This is a genomic window from Acidimicrobiales bacterium (genome assembly GCA_033344915.1).
Lineage (GTDB): Bacteria > Actinomycetota > Acidimicrobiia > Acidimicrobiales > Aldehydirespiratoraceae > JAJRXC01.
Map to the genome: position 1 here is coordinate 413,969 of JAWPML010000001.1, position 19,807 is coordinate 433,775.

At 69.8% G+C, this 19,807-nt stretch carries 21 protein-coding genes; 13 read left to right on the forward strand and 8 right to left on the reverse strand.

What is annotated here, in order from left to right; translation table 11 throughout:
- Position 1: 1 nt before the first annotated feature.
- Genes R8F63_01945 through murA form a run of 3 tightly spaced genes read left to right on the forward strand, consistent with a single transcriptional unit; the run spans position 2 to position 2,261 of the window.
- Positions 2-664, forward strand: a complete 663-nt coding sequence (locus tag R8F63_01945; GenBank protein ID MDW3217350.1) for an AzlC family ABC transporter permease — start codon at positions 2-4, stop codon at positions 662-664.
- A complete protein-coding gene (locus R8F63_01950; GenBank protein MDW3217351.1) occupies positions 661-993 on the forward strand; it encodes an AzlD domain-containing protein in 333 nt (110 codons plus the stop codon). The genes R8F63_01945 and R8F63_01950 overlap by 4 nt, the downstream gene beginning before the upstream one ends.
- On the forward strand, positions 993-2,261 hold the full coding sequence (murA, locus tag R8F63_01955; protein MDW3217352.1) for a UDP-N-acetylglucosamine 1-carboxyvinyltransferase: 1,269 nt from the start codon (positions 993-995) through the stop codon (positions 2,259-2,261). The genes R8F63_01950 and murA overlap by 1 nt, the downstream gene beginning before the upstream one ends.
- Here the strand turns inward: murA and R8F63_01960 are convergent.
- Positions 2,226-2,384 (reverse strand): hypothetical protein, encoded by a 159-nt coding sequence (locus R8F63_01960; protein ID MDW3217353.1) that lies wholly within the window; start codon positions 2,382-2,384, stop codon positions 2,226-2,228. The genes murA and R8F63_01960 overlap by 36 nt on opposite strands.
- A gap of 97 nt (positions 2,385-2,481) precedes the next feature.
- On the opposite strand from R8F63_01960, the gene R8F63_01965 reads away from it, so the two are divergent.
- Complete coding sequence (locus R8F63_01965) at positions 2,482-2,742, forward strand: NifU family protein (GenBank protein MDW3217354.1); 261 nt, start codon at positions 2,482-2,484, stop codon at positions 2,740-2,742.
- Here the strand turns inward: R8F63_01965 and otsB are convergent.
- Positions 2,739-5,297, reverse strand: a complete 2,559-nt coding sequence (otsB, locus tag R8F63_01970; GenBank protein MDW3217355.1) for a trehalose-phosphatase — start codon at positions 5,295-5,297, stop codon at positions 2,739-2,741. The genes R8F63_01965 and otsB overlap by 4 nt on opposite strands.
- 106 nt (positions 5,298-5,403) lie before the next feature.
- Here otsB and R8F63_01975 point away from each other — a divergent pair, with 106 nt between their 5' ends.
- Positions 5,404-6,243 (forward strand): rhomboid family intramembrane serine protease, encoded by an 840-nt coding sequence (locus R8F63_01975; GenBank protein MDW3217356.1) that lies wholly within the window; start codon positions 5,404-5,406, stop codon positions 6,241-6,243.
- Positions 6,244-6,248: 5 nt separating this feature from the next.
- On the opposite strand, the gene R8F63_01980 is transcribed toward R8F63_01975, so the two are convergent.
- Positions 6,249-6,683: an SRPBCC family protein gene (locus R8F63_01980; protein ID MDW3217357.1), complete on the reverse strand. Its 435-nt coding sequence runs from the start codon at positions 6,681-6,683 to the stop codon at positions 6,249-6,251.
- A 90-nt stretch (positions 6,684-6,773) separates the two neighbouring features.
- Here R8F63_01980 and R8F63_01985 point away from each other — a divergent pair, with 90 nt between their 5' ends.
- Positions 6,774-7,280: a hypothetical protein gene (locus R8F63_01985; GenBank protein MDW3217358.1), complete on the forward strand. Its 507-nt coding sequence runs from the start codon at positions 6,774-6,776 to the stop codon at positions 7,278-7,280.
- 5 nt (positions 7,281-7,285) lie between these two features.
- Here the strand turns inward: R8F63_01985 and R8F63_01990 are convergent, their stop codons facing one another.
- On the reverse strand, positions 7,286-8,026 hold the full coding sequence (locus tag R8F63_01990) for a class I SAM-dependent methyltransferase (protein MDW3217359.1): 741 nt from the start codon (positions 8,024-8,026) through the stop codon (positions 7,286-7,288).
- A gap of 44 nt (positions 8,027-8,070) precedes the next feature.
- Here R8F63_01990 and R8F63_01995 point away from each other — a divergent pair, with 44 nt between their 5' ends.
- Positions 8,071-9,243, forward strand: a complete 1,173-nt coding sequence (locus R8F63_01995) for an aminotransferase class V-fold PLP-dependent enzyme (protein ID MDW3217360.1) — start codon at positions 8,071-8,073, stop codon at positions 9,241-9,243.
- Positions 9,244-9,249: 6 nt separating this feature from the next.
- Here R8F63_01995 and R8F63_02000 read toward each other — a convergent pair whose 3' ends face one another.
- Positions 9,250-10,272, reverse strand: coding sequence for a beta-ketoacyl-ACP synthase III (locus R8F63_02000; protein ID MDW3217361.1), 1,023 nt, complete (start codon positions 10,270-10,272; stop codon positions 9,250-9,252).
- A 23-nt stretch (positions 10,273-10,295) separates the two neighbouring features.
- Here R8F63_02000 and mnmA point away from each other — a divergent pair, with 23 nt between their 5' ends.
- The gene (gene mnmA / locus R8F63_02005) at positions 10,296-11,363 is read left to right on the forward strand and encodes a tRNA 2-thiouridine(34) synthase MnmA (GenBank protein ID MDW3217362.1); all 1,068 of its coding nucleotides are present in this window, start codon (positions 10,296-10,298) and stop codon (positions 11,361-11,363) included.
- A 97-nt stretch (positions 11,364-11,460) separates the two neighbouring features.
- On the opposite strand, the gene R8F63_02010 is transcribed toward mnmA, so the two are convergent.
- Positions 11,461-12,390, reverse strand: a complete 930-nt coding sequence (locus tag R8F63_02010) for a hypothetical protein (protein ID MDW3217363.1) — start codon at positions 12,388-12,390, stop codon at positions 11,461-11,463.
- A 68-nt stretch (positions 12,391-12,458) separates the two neighbouring features.
- Between R8F63_02010 and ligA the strand changes: the two genes are divergently transcribed.
- From ligA to R8F63_02030, 4 genes are read left to right on the forward strand one after another with little or no spacing between them, the layout of a single operon-like run.
- Positions 12,459-14,531, forward strand: coding sequence for an NAD-dependent DNA ligase LigA (ligA, locus tag R8F63_02015; protein MDW3217364.1), 2,073 nt, complete (start codon positions 12,459-12,461; stop codon positions 14,529-14,531).
- Complete coding sequence (locus tag R8F63_02020; protein MDW3217365.1) at positions 14,528-14,923, forward strand: hypothetical protein; 396 nt, start codon at positions 14,528-14,530, stop codon at positions 14,921-14,923. Before ligA ends, R8F63_02020 begins: the two co-directional genes overlap by 4 nt.
- A gap of 2 nt (positions 14,924-14,925) precedes the next feature.
- Complete coding sequence (locus R8F63_02025; protein MDW3217366.1) at positions 14,926-16,248, forward strand: FAD-dependent oxidoreductase; 1,323 nt, start codon at positions 14,926-14,928, stop codon at positions 16,246-16,248.
- 51 nt (positions 16,249-16,299) lie between these two features.
- Positions 16,300-16,944: an HAD family phosphatase gene (locus R8F63_02030; GenBank protein ID MDW3217367.1), complete on the forward strand. Its 645-nt coding sequence runs from the start codon at positions 16,300-16,302 to the stop codon at positions 16,942-16,944.
- On the opposite strand, the gene R8F63_02035 is transcribed toward R8F63_02030, so the two are convergent.
- A complete protein-coding gene (locus R8F63_02035; GenBank protein MDW3217368.1) occupies positions 16,937-17,362 on the reverse strand; it encodes a hypothetical protein in 426 nt (141 codons plus the stop codon). The genes R8F63_02030 and R8F63_02035 overlap by 8 nt on opposite strands.
- A gap of 85 nt (positions 17,363-17,447) precedes the next feature.
- Here R8F63_02035 and R8F63_02040 point away from each other — a divergent pair, with 85 nt between their 5' ends.
- Positions 17,448-19,316 carry a PASTA domain-containing protein gene (locus tag R8F63_02040; GenBank protein ID MDW3217369.1) on the forward strand — a complete coding sequence of 623 codons (1,869 nt, stop codon included), beginning with the start codon at positions 17,448-17,450 and terminating at the stop codon, positions 19,314-19,316.
- A gap of 7 nt (positions 19,317-19,323) precedes the next feature.
- On the opposite strand, the gene R8F63_02045 is transcribed toward R8F63_02040, so the two are convergent.
- Positions 19,324-19,767 (reverse strand): hypothetical protein, encoded by a 444-nt coding sequence (locus tag R8F63_02045; GenBank protein ID MDW3217370.1) that lies wholly within the window; start codon positions 19,765-19,767, stop codon positions 19,324-19,326.
- Between the last annotated feature and the right edge of the window lie 40 nt (positions 19,768-19,807).

Here is a 19,807-nt window from a genome sequence, read left to right on the forward strand (position 1 = left end):
GATGCCGGAGCATCGTCGGCAGGGCCTGACGCTCGCGATCGCGGTCGGGGTCGTGGCGATGACGTTCGGTGTCCTCGCCGACGCGGCCGGACTGTCGCTCCCGCAGATCCTCGTGATGTCCGCGCTCGTCTTCACCGGCGCGTCGCAGTTCGCCGCCGTCTCGGTGATCGACGGCGGCGGTTCGGGTGGAGCGGCCGTCGGCTCGGCGATGCTGCTCGCCGCCCGCAACGCCCTGTACGGCCCGGTGCTCGCGAAGATCCTGCCGGGCCGGGGGCTGTCCCGGATGGCCGCTGCGCACCTGACGATCGACGAGACGACCGCGATGGCAACGGTGCAGGACGACGCGGAGACGGCGGCCGACGCCTTCTGGTGGACCGGGATCTGGCTGTGGTCGCTGTGGGTCCTCGGTTCGCTCGGTGGGGCGCTGATCGGCGCCGCGATCGGCGAGCCGGAGACGTGGGGACTCGATGCGGCGTTCCCCGCCGCGTTCATCTCGCTGCTCGCGCCCCATGTGCGCACCGCGCCCGGCCGCGTCGCCGCGATCCTCGGCGCCGGCCTCGCCATCGCGATGGTACCGATCTCGCCCGCCGGCGTACCGCTGCTCGTGGCGGCACTCGCCGTCGGGCCGGCGCTCGCCTGGAAGGTCAGGGAGGAAGACCGGTGAGCTGGTCGGCGATCATCGTCCTGGTGGCGGGGAGCTTCGGGTTCAAGCTCTTCGGACACGTCGTGCTGGCGAGGTTCGCCGTCGACGAGGGCTCCCGGAGCGGGGTCCTGCGCTGGTTCCCCGACCTCGCCGGCCTCATCCCGGCCGCGCTCTTCGCCGCCCTCATCGCCGTGCAGACCTTCAGCCTCGACGAGTCGCTCACGATCGACGCCCGGGCCGCCGGCCTCGTCGCCGGCGCCATCGCGGTCTGGCGTCGGGCCCCGTTCGTGCTCGTCGTGATCCTGGCGATGACCGTCACGGCCGCGATTCGCTGGCAGACTTCTGGGTGATGACCGAGCCCCAGCGCATCGTCGTGACCGGTGGCCACCGCTTGGAGGGGACCATCCGGGTCGGTGGCGCCAAGAACAGCGCGCTCAAGCTCATGGCTGCCACGCTGTTGGCCGAGGGCACGTACCGCTTCGGCAATGTTCCCCGCATCACGGACGTCGCGCTGATGTCCGATCTGCTGCGGGCCACCGGTACCGAGGTCGGGTGGGACGAGTCGGGTGACGAGCCGATCCTCGAGATCACCGTCCCGGGCACCATCGAACCGGTGGCGCCCTACGAGCTCGTCGAGCAGTTCCGAGCCTCGATCGTGGTGCTCGGGCCGATGCTCGCTCGCTGCGGCGAGGCACGGGTGGCCCTGCCCGGCGGCGACGACTTCGGCCCGCGGCCGATCGACATGCACATGCGGGGGCTCGCCGAGCTCGGCGCGGACTTCGAGACCCGCCACGGCTACATCCACGCGAGCGCGCCCAACCTCCTCGGCGCCCGTGTCCTGCTCGAGTACCCGAGCGTCGGCGCCACCGAGAACCTGCTGATGGCCGCCGTGCTCGCAAAGGGGACGACGGTTGTCGACAACGCGGCCCGTGAGCCGGAGATCGCGGACCTCTGCGAGCTGTTGAACAAGATGGGCGCCCGCATCGAAGGGTCGGGGTCCTCGACGCTGGTGATCGAAGGCGTCGAGACGCTGCATTCGTCCGACCACACGGTGATCCCGGACCGTATCGAGGCCGCGACGTACCTGGCCGCGCTCGGGATCGCCGGCGGCGAGGTCACCGTGGCCGGGGCCCGCCACGACCACATGGCCATGCTGTGTCAGAAGTTCGGCGAGATGGGCATGCGCATCTCGCCCGACTCCGGCGGCATCTGGGCGTTCGCCGGCACTCGGCTGCGGTCGAGCGACTGCTCGACCCTGCCGTATCCGGGGCTCGCGACCGACTTCAAGCCCTTCCTCGTCGCGGCGCTGGCCACCGCCGACGGCGTCGGCATCGTGACCGAGAACGTCTTCTCCGGTCGCTTCCGCTATGTCGACGAACTCCGACGCATGGGTGCCGACATCCGCACCGACAGCCACCACGCCGTGGTGCGCGGGGTCGAGCGCCTGTCGGGCGCGCCGGTGAAGGCCCACGACATCCGCGCCGGCGCCGCGCTCGTGATCGCAGGATTGGCGGCGGAGGGAGAGACGGTGGTGGCCGAGGCGCACCATGTCGCCCGCGGCTACGACGACATCGCCGGGAAGCTAAACGCGCTCGGAGCCGACGTCCGGGTCATCTGACGCCTGGGCGAGGGCGCGGCGGCGGGCGACCCAGAGCAACAGGGCGAAGACGGAGACCGGCCCGGCGACGAGGATGATCTCGTCCCATCCGCCCTGGTGGGCCAGCAGCAGTCCCGTCGCCATACCGCCACCCTACGGAATACCGTGCCGATGTCGGTGTTGAGGAAGGTGGCTGCCACACTTGGAGGCGTCCACCCCCGTTCGGATCCGGAGTGCTGCGTTGCGCGAGCAGGTCGAGAAGGTCATCACCGCCATCCGTCCGGCCATTCAGGCGGACGAGGGCGACATCGAGTTGATCGAGGTCGACGAGGCCTCCGGCGTCGTGACCGTCGAACTCAAGGGCGCGTGCGTCACCTGCCCGGCCTCGACCCAGACACTGAAAGCCGGCATCGAGCGGATCATGAAGGACCGCGTGGACGGCGTCACCGAGGTCGTCGAGATCAACGCCCTCGGAATGAGCGAGAGCGCGGTCTCGCTCTAGCGGGAGCGCACCGCGGCGAGATTGCAGGCGTTGTTGATCAGACCGAGGTGGCTGTAGGCCTGCGGATGGTTCCCGAGCCCGCGACCGCTCACCGGGTCGACCTCCTCGGGAATCAGGCCGGTGGGCCCGGCGAGCTCCACATAGGCGGCGAAGAGCTCCTCGGCGCCGTCGACGTCGCCGATCAGGAGCTTGGCGTCGATCAACCAGCTGGTCATGAGGTTGAAGCCGCCCTCCTCACCGGGCAGGCCGTCCTCGTGCTTGTAGCGGTAGACGGTGTGGCCGCTGCGCAGCCAGGTCTCGACGGCGTCGACGGTCGCCCGGAAGCGGGAATCGTCGGCATCGACGAGCCCGAACAGGCCGATGGCGAGCACCGAGGCGTCGAGGTCGGTGCCGTCGTACGCGGTGGTGAACGAACCCACCTCGTCGTTCCAGCCGTTGGTGAGGATGTCCTTCTCGATCTGGTCGCGCAGCGTGATCCACTCCGGCCGCTCCCGGCCGAACACGGTCTCGGCGATGCCGATCGCCCGGTCGACCGTGACCCAGCACATCACCTTCGAGTTGGTGTGGTGGCGCGGCGCCGAACGCACTTCCCAGATCCCCTGGTCGGGCTCCATCCAGCGCTGGTTCACCGCGGCGACGAGATCCTCGACGAGACGCCAGTGTCTCGTGGAGAGCGGGGCGTTGATCTCGCCGAGCTGGTGGATGAGTTCGAGCACCGGGCCGAACACGTCGAGCTGTACCTGGTGGTCGGCCGCGTTGCCGACCCGGACCGGTCGGGAACCGGCATAGCCGGCCAGCTCCTCGATCGAGGCCTCGGGAGGCAGCGACTGACCGTTGACGGTGTAGAGCGGTGACAGCCGCTCCGGGCCGACATCGCTCGTCTCGATGACGCGGAGGAGCCAGTCGAGCAGGTCCATCGCCTCGTCGATCGAGCCGAGACGCACGAGCGCGCCGGCCGACATGGACGCGTCGCGGATCCAGCAGTAGCGGTAGTCCCATTGGCGCACGCCGCCGATGTGCTCGGGCAGGCTGGTCGTGGCGGCCGCGAGGATGGCACCCGTCGGGCCGTAGCAGAGCGCCTTGAGCGTGAGCGCGGAACGGCGGACGAGGTCGGGTTCGACGACGGGGAGGTCGAGCCGGGCGGCCCACTCGGCCCAGAACGCGATCGTGCGATCGCGCCGGTCCGCCTCATCGCTGCGATCCGGCCGCATCGATGCCGTGCCACACCGCAGCTCGAGGATGACCGGCCCGTTCGCCAGGTCGACCTCGGCCGTCGCCGTCTGGTGCATGCCATGGTCGATGACCTGCCAGTCGACGCCCGGCGCTCGGAGCACGACGAGGTCCTGCGCGTTCGTGACCTCCAGGCCGCCGTCCCGCAGTTCGAGCTGGGTGGGGAACCGCCCGAAATCGAGCCGAGGGGCGAACTCGACGATCGCCGTGCCCGTGCCCTCGATGACCCGGACGAGATCGGTGCGGCCGGAGATCCGATGCGGCCGGCCGTCCGAACAGTCGAGATAGTCGGTGACGGACATGGACTCCCAGGACGTGCGCAGGACGAGCGAGTCGTCGTCGTAGACCTGGACGGGATCGCCGTCCGGTGTCGACGGGCGCACCGAGAAGTGACCCGCCGGCGGACCCCCGAGCAGTTCGGCGAAGATCGCGCTCGAGTCGATGCGGGGGACACAGAGCCAGGTGATGCGGGCGTCCGGGGTGACGAGGGCCACGGTGCGCTGATCCGAGAGGATCGAGTGGTCCTCGATGGCGGTGATGCCGGCGCCGGCCAACCACTCGGACCGCCGGGTGAACAGGGCCGCGAGGAGGACGGCGACGTCGTCGGGGGTGTCGACCCGGAAGCCGGCGGAGGTCTCGCCCTCGCCGACCTTCACCCCGACGTCGGGTCCGGCGAGCGTCGCGAACGCGTCCTCGTCGGTGACGTCGTCGCCGAGGAACAACACCGCGCCGGCGCCCACGCTCTGACGCACGGTGGTCAGCGCCAGGCCCTTGTCGGTCGGCACGAGCAGCAGCTCGCACACCATCTTCCCGTGGCGGACGGTCAGCTCGCCGACACGCCCCGCGATCTCGTCGAGCTCGGCCAGCACCCCATCGATCGCGGCCTCGTCGACGTTGCGATAGTGCACCGCCACGGAGGCGGGCTTCTTCTCGAGCGACAGGCCGTCATGGCGGTCGACGAGGGCGCGGAGATCGTCGAGGAGCGCCGAACGGCGCGCCCGGAGATCGGGATCCAGGTCGAGGGCGAAGTCGATGTCGAACTCCGTGCCGTGCGAGCCGACCAGATGGACTTCGGCCGGAAGCCGCGAGAGTGCGGCCAGATCGCGCAGTGAGCGGCCGGAGATCACCGCCACCTCGGTCTGGGGCAGCGCCGCGAGGTTGCGGAGGGCGACGCTGGTCTCCCGCAACGGGAGCGCCTTCATCGGATCGTTCACGATCGGGGCGACCGTGCCGTCGTAGTCCGAGGCGATCAGGAGCACCGGCTGCTGGGCGAGCTGGTCCAGTCGGGCGACCAGATCGGGGTTGGTCATGAGATCGCCGGCCACGGGCTCAGACGCTACCGGCGCGGCGCCGTCGTTCGTGGTGATCCGGCGGTGGTTCCGGCGCCGCACGCGCCCGGTAGCCCCACCGGCACCCGGTACCGTGGGGCCAGTGAGCGATTCGTCCCCCGACACTGACGTCACCAGTTGCTATCGGCACAAGAACACGCCGGCGGGAGTGATCTGCCAGCGTTGTGACCGGCCGATCTGCACCCAGTGCATGCATCAGGCCTCGGTCGGGTTCCACTGCCCGGAATGCGTGAAGGGTGGCAAGCAGCAGATTCTGCGGGGTGCGCCCACGTTCGACCCGATCGTGACGAAGATCCTGATCGGGCTGAACGTCGTGATCTTCGTCCTGGCCCAGGGCCGGGCCGGCGCCGACCTCGATTTCGGGCTCATCGGCCGGGGGTTCGTGTCCGGCGAGGGCTTCATCGGGGTGGCCGAGGGCGAGTACTACCGCCTCGTGACCTCGGGTTTCATGCACGCCGGTCTGATGCACCTCGCCTTCAACATGTACGCCCTGTGGATCCTCGGCCCCCAACTCGAACGGGTCTTCGATCGGCCCCGCTTCATCGCGCTCTACATGGTGTCGCTCTTCGGCGGGGCGGCCGGCGTGATGCTGCTCGACCCCAACGCGATCACGGTCGGCGCGTCCGGCGCGATCTTCGGCCTGTTCGGTGCCATCGCGGTGATCCAGCGATCGATAGGGATGAACATCTGGGCGAGCGGCCTCGGCCCGATCCTGGCGCTCAACCTCTTCATCACCTTCGCCATTCCCCGCATCTCGGTGGGTGGTCATCTGGGCGGCCTGGTGGCGGGCGGTCTCGTGGGGCTGCTCTACATCGCCGCCATCCGCGCCCGCCAGAGCCCGTGGGTCGCGCTGGGTGCGGCCACGGTTTTCGGCCTCGCGCTCGCCGCGGTGTCGATCCAGCTCGCGCTGAACCCGATCTGATCGCGTCAGGCGAAGCGCTCGGCCAGCAGTCGCAGGTTGCGCTTCCAGACGAGCTTGAGGATGCGCCCGCCGACGATTCCGCCGAGTGGACCCCCCATCCACCACGGGAAGCGCAGCTCCTCCTCCCAGACGAACGACGTGTGGTCGTCGCCGAGTGGGGTGAGGGTGAAGTGGCCGGTGCCCTCGACGAGGCCGACATGGCGGACGCCCATGACCTCACCCGGCTGCCAGTCCGTGATCTCCATCTTGTCCATCAGCCGGATCGGGCCGATCTTCGTGGCGCAGTCGAACGTCGTGCCGACCCCGGCCGTCGTGTCGGAGGTGAACGTGATGGCTTCCGCGTCGTGCATCCACTCGACATGGGTCGAGATGTCCTCCACGTCCGCCCACACGGCGTCGGGTGGGGCGGCGATATCGGTCTCGACTCGGATTCTGGCCATTGTCGAACCCTACGATCCCGCACCCCTCGGCGGATGCACGAGCAGGTGCCCACTTGTGGGGTGCCGCGCCCGGGCGGCGACACTGGGTGGGTGAAACGCAACGAACCCGCTCGCAAGGTGCTCGCCAAGGAGATCCCCGCAACCGACCTGTTGGTCGTCCTCCCGCTCTCGCAGAAGGTGGGTGTCGCCGGCGCGAGTTCCGACGGTGCGGCGCGGTCGGGCTCGACGGTCTACTCGTTGCCCTACGCCAGGGGGCTTGGAATCGACCACACGACGCGCGGGCACCGTCTCGACCTCGTCGACTCGTGGCTCGTGGTGACGCCCACCGAACTGCGGTTCTACGGCATCAACCAGTGGTCGCTGACGGGCAAGCCGAAGGGCCACCGCGAGACGATCGCGCGCGACGGCGTCTCTCTCGGATGGTTCGACACCAACGCGCTCACGATGGTCAACCGGGTGCTCCACTTCCACTTCCCCGACGGCACCCACCTCCTCTCGGCGACGATGTTGCGAGCCGGGTCGAGCAAGAAGACGTACAACGACGAACCACAGCTGCTCGTCGAGCAGTTCGGTGACGCGGCGACCGAGGTCGGCTGAGCCGTTCAGTCGATCGAGCGGCGATACACCGTCACGTGGACGTCCGCGTCGGCGGTGAACGGCTCGCCCCGCCAGCCGCCGTCACGCCGCTCGACCGTGAAGCCCGCCGCCGTGAACAGGTCGTCGAGCTGGTCGGGCGTGCGGTAGTGGAGCTCCCAGGGACGCATCCGCACTCCGGCCCCGGTGACGTCGATGTGTTGGCCGCGGATCACCTGGGCGTCGGCGTCGTGCTGTGAGGCGCTGATCACCGCCCGGTCCGTGGTGATCTCGCGCACGGACACCCCGCCGTCGGTGAGCCCGTCGGCCGGCGGGACGAAGCCCTCGATGACCACGCAGCCACCCGGCTGGACCGCCGTGGCGAGAACCGCCGCACAGCGCGCCTGGGCGTCGGTCGAGGTGAGGTTGAAGAAGGTGTTGAACGCGGCGAACGCCACGGCGAACGAATCGGGCTCTACCGGCGGATCCGCCATGTCGGCTTCGAGGACCGTGATCGCGTCGGCGCCCGGCTTGGCCCGGAGTCGGTCGAGCATCGCCCGTGACGCGTCGATTCCGGTCACCGCCAGCCCGGCCGCGGCGAGCGGCAGGGCGAGTCGGCCGGTGCCGACGCCGAGTTCGAGCACGGGACCGCCGTCGGCGAGCGCGGTGATCCCGGCCACGGTCGCGGCGACATCGCTGACGTCGCCGTACCAGTCGTCGTACACGTCGGCGAAGCTCTCGCCGTAGGTCTCCGGTCCGTACCTCTGCACGCTCGCAGTCTGCCGTGGCCGGGCCGAGTCCGTAGGCTGAGGCGATGGACACCGGCGGCGCCACGCCCGAGATCTACCTCGACCATGCTGCGTCCACGCCGGTGCGCCCCGAGGCTCGGGACGCCTGGCTCGCGGCGACCGACACCCACCACGCCAACCCGACCGGGTCCCACAAGGCGGCGCGCGCCGCCCGCCGGGCCCTCGACGACGCCCGCGACGCAGTCGCCGCGGCGTTGGGTCGTCCGCCCGCCGAGTTGATCTTCACCAGCGGCGGCTCGGAGGCCGACAATCTGGCGGTGCGGGGCGTCCTGGCCGCGCGTGGCGGTGTGGCGGTGTGCTCGGCGGGGGAGCACCATGCCGTGCTCGAACCGGTCGAACACGCGGGCGGCGTGACGGTCGGTCTCGACGAGACCGGGCGGGTCGCGCCGGACGACCTGGCCGACCTGCTCGACGGGCGCGACGACGTGTCGATCGTGTCGCTCATCGCGGTCAACAACGAGACCGGCGCGGTCAACGACCTGCCGGCGCTCGCCGCGGTCGTGCGCGACCACGCGCCCGGTGCGCTGATCCACACCGACGCGGTGCAGGCGTTGAGCTGGGTCGACGTCGCGGAGGTGGCGGCCGACGCCGACCTCGTGTCGATCACCGGCCACAAGGTGGGAGGCCCGATCGGCACCGGCGCTCTGTTCGTGCGCCAGGGCGTGGAACTCGGGGCCCAGATCCTCGGCGGCGGTCAGGAACGGGGGCGGCGGGCGGGCACCCCCGACGTGGCCGGTGCCGCGGCGTTCGCGGCCGCCGTGGAGGCCACCGTCGAGCGGCGTGAGTCCGAGGTCGCCCGGCTGGGTGCGCTCCGCGACCGTCTGATCGCGGGGCTGGTCGACGAGCTGGGCGACGTCGTCACCCCCACCATCGCCCGACCGGGTGACGTCGCGCGGGTCGCCGCGGGGATCGCCCACGTGATCCTCGCGGACATCGAAGCCGAGGCCCTGCTGTTCCTGCTCGACCAGCAGGGCATCCGCGCGTCGGCCGCCTCGTCGTGTTCGTCCGGCGCGCAGGACCCGTCGCACGTGCTCGCCGCAATGGGCGTGCCCCGGGAGGTCGCCCAGGGATCGCTACGGCTGTCGCTCGGGTGGACGTCCACCGAGGCCGACGTCGACGCGGCGCTCGCGATCATCCCCGACGCGGTGCATCACCTCCGCGCCCACGGCGGCGGCTGACGGGGCTCAGCCCCAGCGGACCAGCGAACTCGCCCAGGTGAACCCGGCGCCGAACGCGGCGATGCAGACGAGCATCCCCGGTTCGAGCTTGCCGGCCTTCAGCGCCTCGTCGAGCCCGATCGGAATCGTCGCGGCCGTCGTGTTGCCGAACCGCTGGATCGTGTTGAAGACCTTGTCGTCGTCCTCGATACCGAGCTGCTTGGCGGCGAAGTAGTTGATGCGCATGTTGGCCTGGTGGAAGATCCAGAGGTCGACGTCGTCGACCGTGAACCCGTTGGTGTCGAGCGCCTCCATGGCCACCTCGGGCATCCGGGTGACGGCGTGCTTGAACACGGTCTTGCCGTTCATGCGGGGGTACTGGGCCTTGCGTTCGAGCCAGTCGTTGTCCCACCGGTTGGGCGCGAACGTCATCGACGGACCCTCGGTCCACAGCTCCTTGGCGTAGCTGCCGTCGGCGTGGAGGTGCGACGAGTAGATGTGGGGCTGCGTCGCGGGGTCGTCGACCTCGGTCGCCCGGAGAACCGCGGCGCCGGCACCGTCACCGAACAGCACCGTGATGTCGCGGCCCTCGGTGGAGACATCGAGGCCCTTGGAATGGATCTCGGCGCCGACGAGCAGGATCGTGTCGGCCATGCCGCCACGGATGAACATGTCCGCCTGGGCCATGCCGTAGACGAAGCCGCTGCACTGCTGGCGGACGTCGATGGCGGGGATTTTCGGGCAGTCGAGCTTCGCCTGGAGGAAGCAGGCGGTGCCGGGGAACTCGTGGTCGGGTGAGAGCGTCGCGAAGAGGATCATGTCGAGGTCGGCCGGGGTGATGCCGGCCGCGGCCATCGCCTTGTTCGCCGCCTCCAGGCCGAGGTCGCTCGTCGTGGTGTTGTCCGGCTCGACCCAGTGGCGTTCCTCGATGCCCGAGCGGCTCTGGATCCACTCGTCCGAAGTGTCCATCCATTGCGTCAGGTCGTCGTTCGTCACCACACGATCGGGAACGAACGAACCGACTCCGGCGATGCGAGTGCGTCGAGTCATGGTCGAGAACTTACGCTGGTCATGTGCCTTCTGACCGCATCGCCCCCGCCGGGGTTACCGACGACGGACCCGTCATGGTGATGATGTCCGGCGGCGTCGACTCGTCCGTCGCCGCGGCGCTGCTCCAGCAGGCCGGCCACGAGGTCGTCGGGGTCACGATGAAGCTGTGGGGCGGGCCGAGCGACACCGGGTGTTGCGCGGTGAGCGACGTCGACGACGCCCGCCGGGTCGCGGATCGGCTGGGGATCGAGCACCACGTGTTCAACTTCGGCGACGACTTCGAACGCGACGTGGTCGGGCCGTATGTCGCCGATCACGCGGCGGGGCGCACGCCCAATCCGTGCATCGAGTGCAACCGGCATCTCAAGTTCGACCGGCTCCTGCGCCGGGCGGACGCGCTCGGCTTCACCCGGGTCGCCACCGGGCATCACGCCCGCGTTGTGGCGACCCCCGACGGGCCCCGGCTCGGGCGGGGCGCGGACGCGGCCAAGGACCAGTCCTACGTCCTCCATGTGCTCGACCAGGACGTGCTCGGGCGGCTCGTGCTGCCGCTCGGGGGGATGACGAAGGCGGACGTGCGGGCGCTCGCCGCGGACCTGGATCTGCGGACTGCACACAAGCCCGAGAGCCAGGACGTCTGCTTCATCACGAACGAGCACGGCCGGGAGACGTTCCTCGGTGATCGGATCCCGCTGCGGCGAGGTCGTGTCGTCGATCGGGACGGCGTGGAGGTCGGGACGGTGCCGGCGATCGAGATGGTCACGATCGGACAGCGCAAGCGCCTCGGGCTCGCCGGCGGCACGGACCCCCGCTATGTCGTCGACGTGGACCCCGCGAGCAGCACGGTGACCGTGGGCGAGAAGGCCGACCTGACGGTGGACCACACGCCGCTGGACAGCTGGACGTGGATCGGGCGCCCCATCGACGGTGAGGTGATGCTCCAGTGCAGCGCCCACGGTCGCGCCGAGCCCGGCCGGGTCGTCGACGGTCGGGTCGAGTGGACGGCCGGCCACCGCAGGATCGCCCCCGGCCAGAGCGTCGTCGCCTACGTCGATGACCTCGTCACCGGCGGCGGCATCGCCACTCGCTGAAGTGAAGCGGGGGTCAGACCCCTGCTTCACCCGGGAGAAAGTACGGGGGTCTGACCCCAGAAAGTACGTAATGGGGTCTGACCCCAGAAGGTATGGGTCAGGTGATGGGGAAGCCGCGGGTCTGGGCGACGCGGAGGACGGATGCGGGGCGGGTGGGGGAGATGAGGATCGATCGAAGGGTCTGTTCCTCGGTCGTCGTGCGGCCGGTCACGACCGGCAGCTCGATCGGCGTGCCGAACTTCAGTTCGACGGCGAGGCCGAGCGCGGCGCTGGTCATGTCGGCCGCCGTCGTGTGGGCGAGGGCCGGTGCGATGCCGGCGATCTCGCGCTTCTGGAAGAGCACGGGCTCGCGCATCACGGTGAGGTCGTGGACGACGAGGCCATTCGGCACGAACACGAGGAAGCGCCGCGTGAGGTTGTCGAGCGTCCGGCCGGCGAAGAAGGCGATCGTCCACCCGAGCGCGGTGACGACGCTGCCGAGGACCCACTGTTCGTCGCCGAGCAGCAACGGTCCCGCAAGGGCACCGGCGACGGTGACCATCCAGGTGGGTACGACGAGTCCGATCAGGACCGGCCCGGGCGGCCGGAGCGCGAATCGGCGTTCGTCGCCGTAGCTGGCCCCGTCGATGAAGCGATCGCCGAACGCCGAACTCAGGACGAGCCCGCTGACGACGACGGCGGCGACGAGACCGATGACCGTCGCCGTGGTGTCGTCGGACTGGGTCGCGGCCCACAGCGCCACCGGGATCGTGCCCGGCACCGCGATGCGAGCCGCGGTGAGCGTCACGGGCGCCGGGAGGGTCAGCGAGGTCAGCACGCCGACGAACCAGACGCCCTGTACCGCGAGGTCGATCACCAGCGTGTTGTGGTCCCAGTCGGCGAGTCCGTCGTCCAGGGCCGCCCCGAGGACGAAGAACGTCACGATCCAGGCCGCGATCGCAGCCCAGTGGACGAGCCGCTCGGGCTCCGTTCGGAGACGGTCCAGCATCGCCGGAAACGCTCCCACACCGGCCCGATCCGTGCCCACCCGTGAAACGGTACGGAGCGGTCGCTCGGCGCGGCCCGGTGTCAGTGGGTCGCACTAGGGTCGCGCCGATGGCTGCCCCGACTCCCGCCGAACGGATCGCCGAGCTCCGCGAGGTGATCAACCGACACGCCGAGGCGTACTACGAGCAGGACACGTCCGAGATCCCGGATGCGGACTACGACCGCCTCCTGCGCGAGCTCTTCGAACTCGAGGAAGCGCATCCCGAGCTCGCCACGGGCGACTCGCCCACCCGCCGGATCGGTGGCCAGGTCAACACCGCGTTCGCGCCGGTCGTCCACGAGGTGCGGATGATGTCGCTGCACAACGCGTTCGACCTCGACGAGCTGGCGGCCTGGAGCCAACGCGTCGAGCGGCGCCTGGAGGGCAAGCCGGTGCCCGCCTACTCGGTGGAGCTGAAGTTCGACGGGCTCGCCATCAGCCTGCGCTACGAGAACGGCGCACTGGTGCGCGGCGCAACCCGGGGCGACGGCGCCGTCGGGGAGGACGTCACCCACAATGTGCGCACGATCGGCGACATCCCGACCGAGCTCCCGAAAAGCGCGCCGCCGGTGCTGGAGGTGCGGGGCGAGGTGTACATGAAGTTGTCGAGCTTCGCCGCGCTCAACGAACGCCAGCGGGCCGAGGCGGAGGCCGCCGGGCGGGAGCCGAAGCTCTACGTCAATCCTCGCAACACCGCGGCCGGCTCCCTCCGTCAGATCGACGCGGGGATCACCGCCGATCGCGAGCTGTCCTTCTTCTCGTACCAACTCGGTCTCGTCGACGGCGGCCCGGACCTGCCGACCCACACGGCAACGCTCGACTGGCTCGGCTCGCTCGGTTTCCCGGTCAACGAGCACACCGTCACGTGTTCGACCATCGACGAGGTCAGCGCCCGGGTCGAGGCGCTCAACGCGATGCGCCACGACCTGGACTACGAGTTCGACGGCGTGGTCGTGAAGGTGGACGATCTCCGACTCCAGCGCGAGCTCGGCGCCGATGCGAAGGCGCCCCGGTGGGCGATCGCCTACAAGCTGCCTCCTGAGGAGCGAACAACGACCCTGCTCGACATCGAGGTGTCGATCGGGCCCTCCGGGCAGGCGACGCCGTTCGCCGTGCTCGATCCCGTGTTCGTCGGTGGCGTCACCGTCGGCACGGCCACGTTGCACAACCAGGATCAGGTGGCGGAGAAGGACGTGCGCCCCGGCGACCGGGTCATCGTGCGCCGCGCCGGTGACGTCATCCCCGAAGTCGTCGGCCCCGTCCTCAGCGAGCGGCCCAAGGGCTCCAAGCCGTGGGTCTTCCCCAAGAACTGTCCGGTGTGCGGTCAGGCGCTGGTGCGGCCGGCCGGTGTCGCCGCCACCCATTGTGTGAACTTCGCGTGCCCGCGGCAGGTGCGCGGGCGCATCGAACACTGGGCCGGCCGCTACGCGATGGACATCGAGTTCCTCGGCGAGAAGAACGTGGACCGGTTCGTGACGGCCGGGCTGCTCGAGGACGTGGCCGGGCTCTACTCGCTCGACTTCGACGCGATCCTGGCGATGGAGGGATTCAAGGAGAAGTCCGTCGACAACCTTCGGGGCGCCATCGAGGCGTCGAAGGAGAAACCGCTCGGCAACGTCCTGTTCGGTCTGCGGATCCCCGAGATCGGCCAGGTGAACGCCCAGACCCTCGCCTCGGCGTTCGGCACGATCGATCGGATCATGGACGCGTCGGTCGAGGAGATCGCCGCCGTCGACGGCTTCGGCACCGTGATCGCGGAGGCGGTCCACGCCTGGTTCGCCCAGGACGCGGCCCGCGACCTCGTCGACCGGCTCCGCGCCGCGGGACTCACCCTCGAGGCCGCCCGGGTCGACGACTCGCTCGAGAAGACGCTCGACGGCCACGCGGTGGTGGTCAGCGGCACGTTGGAGGGCTTCACCCGCGACGGCGCCAAGGAGGCCGTGGTGGCCCGGGGCGGGAAGTCGCCCGGCAGCGTCTCGAAGAAGACGCTCGCGCTCGTCGTCGGGGCCGAACCGGGCGCGTCCAAGGTCACCAAGGCCGAGGAGGCCGGCGTGCCGGTGATCGACGAGGCGGCGTTCGTCGCGCTGCTCGAGACGGGGCAGCTGCCCGAGGAGTTCCGATCCGACGAAGGAGAAGCATGACCTACACCACCTCCGTCAAGGAGTTCAGCGATGCGTGCAACGACGGCACCAATCCGAGGACGCCGCAGCTGATGGACGCCACGGCGGTCGAGTTCATCGCCGAGATGGTGAACGACGAGCTCGACGAGCTGCGAGAGGCGACCGACCACGCCGAACAGGCCGACGCGCTCGTCGATGCGATCTACTACATCTGTGACACCGCGGTCCGTCACGGTCTCAACCTCGATCGCGTCTTCGCCATCGTCCACGGGGCCAACATGCAGAAGGTCGTCGACGGTCGTGTCATCCGTCGCGACGACGGCAAGATCCTGAAACCCGAGGGCTGGCAGGATCCGGGTCCGCTGTTGATCGACGAGATGGCGCGTCAGACGCGCGACGGAAGTTGGAGCTGACGATGTCCGACACAGCACCCACCGAATCCGCCGATGTCGTCATCATCGGCGCCGGAGTCATCGGTTGCGCCCTTGCGCTCGAGCTCTCGCGTCGTGGTCACGCCACCGTCAACGTGGACAAGGCCGCCGCGGCCGGCAGCGGGTCGACCATCAACTCCTGCGCCATCATCCGCTTCAGCTACTCCACCGAGGAGGGCGTGAACTTCGCGTGGGAAGGGGGCCAGTACTGGCCGAACTGGGCGGACCACATCGGCACGGACGACGAGCTCGGGCTGATCGAGTACCACGAATGCGGCCAGCTCGTCATGACCTCGGAGACCGATCCCCGGGCCGAGCGAGTGGCGGAGTTGTGGGCGAAGCTCGACATCCCCTTCGAACGGCTCGACCTCGACCAACTGTCGACACGGTTCCCGTGGCTCGACCACGGTATGTACGGGCCACCGAAGCGGCCCGAGGACCCCACGTTCTGGGACGACCCGAAAGCGACGATCACCGGCGCGATCTACACCCCCAACGGCGGCTACGTCTCCGACCCGCAGCTGTCGTGCCACAACCTCCAGCGGGGAGCCGAGGCCCATGGCGCGCGCTTCCTGTTCAACCGCGAGGTCGTGTCGGTCGACCGCACCGACGGGCGGGTCAGTGGCGTCACGTTCGCCGATGGGGGTCGAGTGGCGGCCCCCGTCGTCGTCAACGTCGCGGGGCCCCACAGCGCGGTGATCAACCGGATGGCCGGTGTCCTCGACGAGATGAACATCAAGACCGCAGCGTTGCGCCACGAGGTGCACCACGTGCCGTCACCGCCGGGGATCGACTTCGAGGCGAGCGGTGTGGTCGTGGCCGACGACGACGTCGGGTTCTACTGCCGACCCGAGGTCGGCAACCATGTGCTGCTCGGCAGCGTGGACGCGGCCTGCGATCCCCGCGAGTTCGTCGATCCCGACGACTACGACCGTTCGATCGGCGAGGAGCAGTGGCACATGCAGGTGCTGCGGGCCAACCGGCGCATCAACGATCTGGGTGTTCCCCACGAGCGCAAGGGCATCGTGGACCTCTACGACGTGAGCGACGACTGGCTGCCGATCTACGACCGCACCGCGCTCGACGGCTTCTACGTGGCGATCGGCACCAGCGGCAACCAGTACAAGAACGCCGGGGTCGCCGGTCAGGTCATGGCAGACCTCATCGAGGCCGTCGAGGCGGGTCACGACCACGACCACGATCCGGTCGTCAGCGTCGGTCGCTACACGGGTCGGGATCTGAACGTCGGGTTCTTCAGCCGCAACCGCGAGATCAACGCCGACTCGTCCATGTCGGTCCACGGCTGACGGATCGTCCGCCGATTTGTCTGCGTCGCCGAGGCCCGCCAACCTGCCGCCATGATCGAAGCGGTGTGTTGGGACGTCGGCGGCGTGTTCTCGGGTCGGCCGGTCGATGCCGTCGCCCACCTCGCCGCAGAGCACGCCCTCGACCCGGACGAGGTGTTCACCGCGGTGTTCGGGCCGTATCACCTCGACGGCGACCACACCTGGCATCGGGTCGAGCGGGGTGAGATCCCGCTGAAGGAGGCGTGGGCCGAAGTGGAGGCGGCGGTCGCCGCGCTCGGCGTCGAGTTCACCCTGATGGACTTCTTCGCCCGGTTCGGCAACGACCCGGCTGATCGAACGGTGGTGACCGACACCGTCCGGCGTCTCCACGGACGGGGGATCGCCCAGGCGATCATCACGAACAACGTGCGGGAGTTCTCGCAGTCCGACACCGGCGGATGGCACAGCATCGTGCCGATGGATCTGATGTCCGTCGTGATCGACAGTTCGGCGGTCGGGATGCGCAAGCCCGACCCCGCGATCTATCACCACACGCTCGGCGAGTTGGGCGTTGCGCCGGAGCGGGCGGTGTTCCTCGACGACATGGACGCCAACGTGGCGGCCGCTCGCGGCATCGGCATGCACGGCATCGTCGTCGGTGCGGATCCTGCGACGGCGATGGACGAGTTGGTGGCCCTCGTCGACCGGCTCAGTTGACGGTGAACGACCACTCCACGTCGAGCAGTTCGCCCGGACGTTGGAGGTCCTCGAAGATGATCTGGACGCAGTTGGCGTCAGGCGCCAGCTGGGTGACGGGCTTGCCTTCGTCCGGCTGATAGACGAAGAGGTTGAGGCCCTCGGTGTAGCGGCCGAAGTCGACGACCTCGACCGGCGTGGTGCAGCGAGCATCGGACGAGATCGTCATCGACCGGACGACGTAACCCGGTTCGAGGTCGATGCCGACCCGTTGTTGCTGGAGCACTTCGTCGCCCCGTTCGGGGATGAGCCCCTCGATGCCGGGGATCCGCAGCGCCGCGTCCGGCGGGTCGCTGCGGCCGATCAGCCCCGCCACCACGAAGAACCCGATGCCGGTCAGGACCATCGCCGCGAAGATGAGCTGCTGTTTGCGCTGCACGGCGACAATCCTCGCAGATCCGGCCGGACAATCTCGTGCCGGGGGGAGCCACCGTCCGTGGTCGGGCGGCTTGTACGTTGTCGCGATGGTCTCCGCCGCTTCGCCTTCCTCCGACGGTTCCGTCGGTCGCGTGCTCGGCGGGCGCTATCGCATCATCTCGCCGATCGGGGTCGGCGCCTCCGCCCAGGTGTTCCTGGCGGACGACATCACCCTGCGACGCCGCGTCGCCGTCAAGGTGCTCCACGAGGCACTCGCCGCGGATGACGGGTTCCTGCGGCGGTTCCGCGCCGAGGCGCAGGCCGCCGCCTCGCTGAACCATCCGCACGTCCTCGGCGTGTACGACTGGGGCAACGACGACGTGCCCTATCTCGTCAGCGAGTACCTGGGCGGCGGTTCGCTCGAGTCGATGATCCGGGCGGGGCACCGTCTCACCACGTCGCAGGGACTGCTCGTCGGGCTGGAGGCCGCCCGCGGTCTCGAATACGCCCACGGCGAAGGTCTCGTCCATCGCGACATCAAGCCGGCCAACCTCCTGTTCGGCGAGGGCGGACGCCTCCGCATCGCGGACTTCGGCCTGGCCCGTGCCTTGGCCGAGGCGGGGTGGACCGAGCCCGACGGGTCGATGGTCGGCACCGCGCGCTATGCCGCACCCGAGCAGGCCCGGGGCGAGAAGGTCGGTCCCGCGGCGGATGTCTACGCATTGGCGCTGACTGTCAACGAGGCCGTGAGCGGTGAGCTTCCGTTCGTGGCGGACACCGCGATCGCGACGCTGATGGCGCGGGCGGACACCCCGTTCGAACCGCATCCGGATGTCGGTCCGCTCGGCGCGACGCTGCGGCGAGCGGGCGCGATCGACCCGGACGACCGGCCGACCGCGGCTGAGTTCGTGCGGGGATTCCTCGAGGCGGCGGAGGACCTTCCCCGCCCCGGGATGCTCCCGCTCGTCGGCCCGACGATCGACCCCTCGGCCGGGGACCGGACACAGCTCGTCGCCGATCCCGTCGCCACGTCGACCCCGCCGGAGCCGGTGCCCGCGCTTCCTGCGGAGGACGACGACAGCGATCGGCGGTGGCCGCTGATCGTGGTCGCCGTCCTCGCGCTCATCGCGGGCGTGGTCGGCGCCGTGTTCGCCATCCGGGACAACCAGACGCCGGCGATGGCCGTGCCCGATCTGGTCGGCGGCACCGCGGAGGACGCCTCCAGCGCCGCGCTCGAGGGCGGTTGGGTGCTCAGCCTCGAGGACGGGCGACAGGACGGCAGCACGGCCGGCGAGGTGCTGCGGGTCGACCCGCCGCCGGGCACGGAGCTCGAAGAAGGCGAGATCCTCACCGTCGTGGTCTCGAAGGGTGAGGAGCTCGTGCGCGTCCCCGAGCTGATCGGCGAGACCGAGGTCTCGGCCGAGGCCCTGCTCGAGAGCGTCGGGCTCTCCGTCGGCCGTGTGATCGCCGAGGAGAGCGAGACCGTCGAGAGTGGCCTCGTGTTGGAGGTCCGGCTCGAACCCGGACAGACCGAGGTCGAGCCGGGCTCCAGCGTCGACATCGTCGTGTCGGCCGGACCGTCACAGCGTCAGGTGCCGGCCGTCCCCGAGTCGCTCGACCTCGAGGAGGCCCGTCAGGTGCTCGCCGACCGCCGTCTGGTCGCCGAAGTCGTGGAGGAGCCCTCCGAGGACGTGCCCGTGGGCGCGGTCGTCGAGTTCCGTCCGGGGCCCAGTGCCTGGGTCGACGCCGACTCGGTGGTCGAGGTCGTCGTCTCCACCGGACCTCCGCCCCGGCCGGTCCCCAACGTGATCGGTCTGACCGTCGGCGAGGCGACCGAGGAGCTGAAGGCGAGCGGCTTCGAGGTCCCGGGAGTGATCGGTGATCCGGCCCTGCCCGTGCTGGCCACGGATCCGCCGGCGGGTGAGGTGCACGACTTCGGCACGCCGGTCCGGATCGCCACCGAGCTCATCGGCTGAGGCCGAGTCAGTCCTCGGGCTTGGCGGTGATGTCGTCGATCCGGCGCACGACCTCGCGGGCGAGCGACGTGGACTCGGACTCGGGATCCGGCGGCGCCGCCATGCCGGCGAGGCCGAGGATCTTCGACGAGTCACCGGTGAGCTTCACCTGACCACCCACGAGGATCGTCATCAGTTGTTGCGGGTCGCGATCGACGAAGATCTGGTGGGCGACCTCGTAGGTGGCCTCGAGCGCGAAGTCGCCGTCGTCGAGATGGCCGAGCTCCAGGGTGATGGCGCCGCCGCTCGTGTCGATGTGCCCGACGATGGTCGATTCGGCGAACGGCGCGTCGGTGATGGTGACGTTGGCCCTGATCGGGAAGTCCGACGACGGGATCCGGTCGCGGTACTCGTCGCGGATCTCGGTGACGGCCTCGATCCAGGCGGGGCTCAGAAACGGGTGGGGTGACACGAAGGGCACGATAACCCCCCGGGGCGTCCGGGCATCTGCT

Bases quoted from the DNA above. Each gene is read 5' to 3' on its own strand.
- R8F63_01945 (MDW3217350.1), top strand. From the start codon at position 2: ATGCCGGAGCATCGTCGGCAGGGCCTGACGCTCGCGATCGCGGTCGGG.
- R8F63_02030 (MDW3217367.1), top strand. From the start codon at position 16,300: ATGATCGAAGCGGTGTGTTGGGACGTCGGCGGCGTGTTCTCGGGTCGG.
- R8F63_02000 (MDW3217361.1), bottom strand. From the start codon at position 10,272: ATGACTCGACGCACTCGCATCGCCGGAGTCGGTTCGTTCGTTCCCGAT.
- R8F63_02040 (MDW3217369.1), top strand. From the start codon at position 17,448: ATGGTCTCCGCCGCTTCGCCTTCCTCCGACGGTTCCGTCGGTCGCGTG.
- murA (MDW3217352.1), top strand. From the start codon at position 993: ATGACCGAGCCCCAGCGCATCGTCGTGACCGGTGGCCACCGCTTGGAG.
- R8F63_01995 (MDW3217360.1), top strand. From the start codon at position 8,071: ATGGACACCGGCGGCGCCACGCCCGAGATCTACCTCGACCATGCTGCG.
- R8F63_01960 (MDW3217353.1), bottom strand. From the start codon at position 2,384: ATGGCGACGGGACTGCTGCTGGCCCACCAGGGCGGATGGGACGAGATC.
- ligA (MDW3217364.1), top strand. From the start codon at position 12,459: ATGGCTGCCCCGACTCCCGCCGAACGGATCGCCGAGCTCCGCGAGGTG.
- R8F63_01980 (MDW3217357.1), bottom strand. From the start codon at position 6,683: ATGGCCAGAATCCGAGTCGAGACCGATATCGCCGCCCCACCCGACGCC.
- R8F63_02020 (MDW3217365.1), top strand. From the start codon at position 14,528: ATGACCTACACCACCTCCGTCAAGGAGTTCAGCGATGCGTGCAACGAC.
- R8F63_02025 (MDW3217366.1), top strand. From the start codon at position 14,926: ATGTCCGACACAGCACCCACCGAATCCGCCGATGTCGTCATCATCGGC.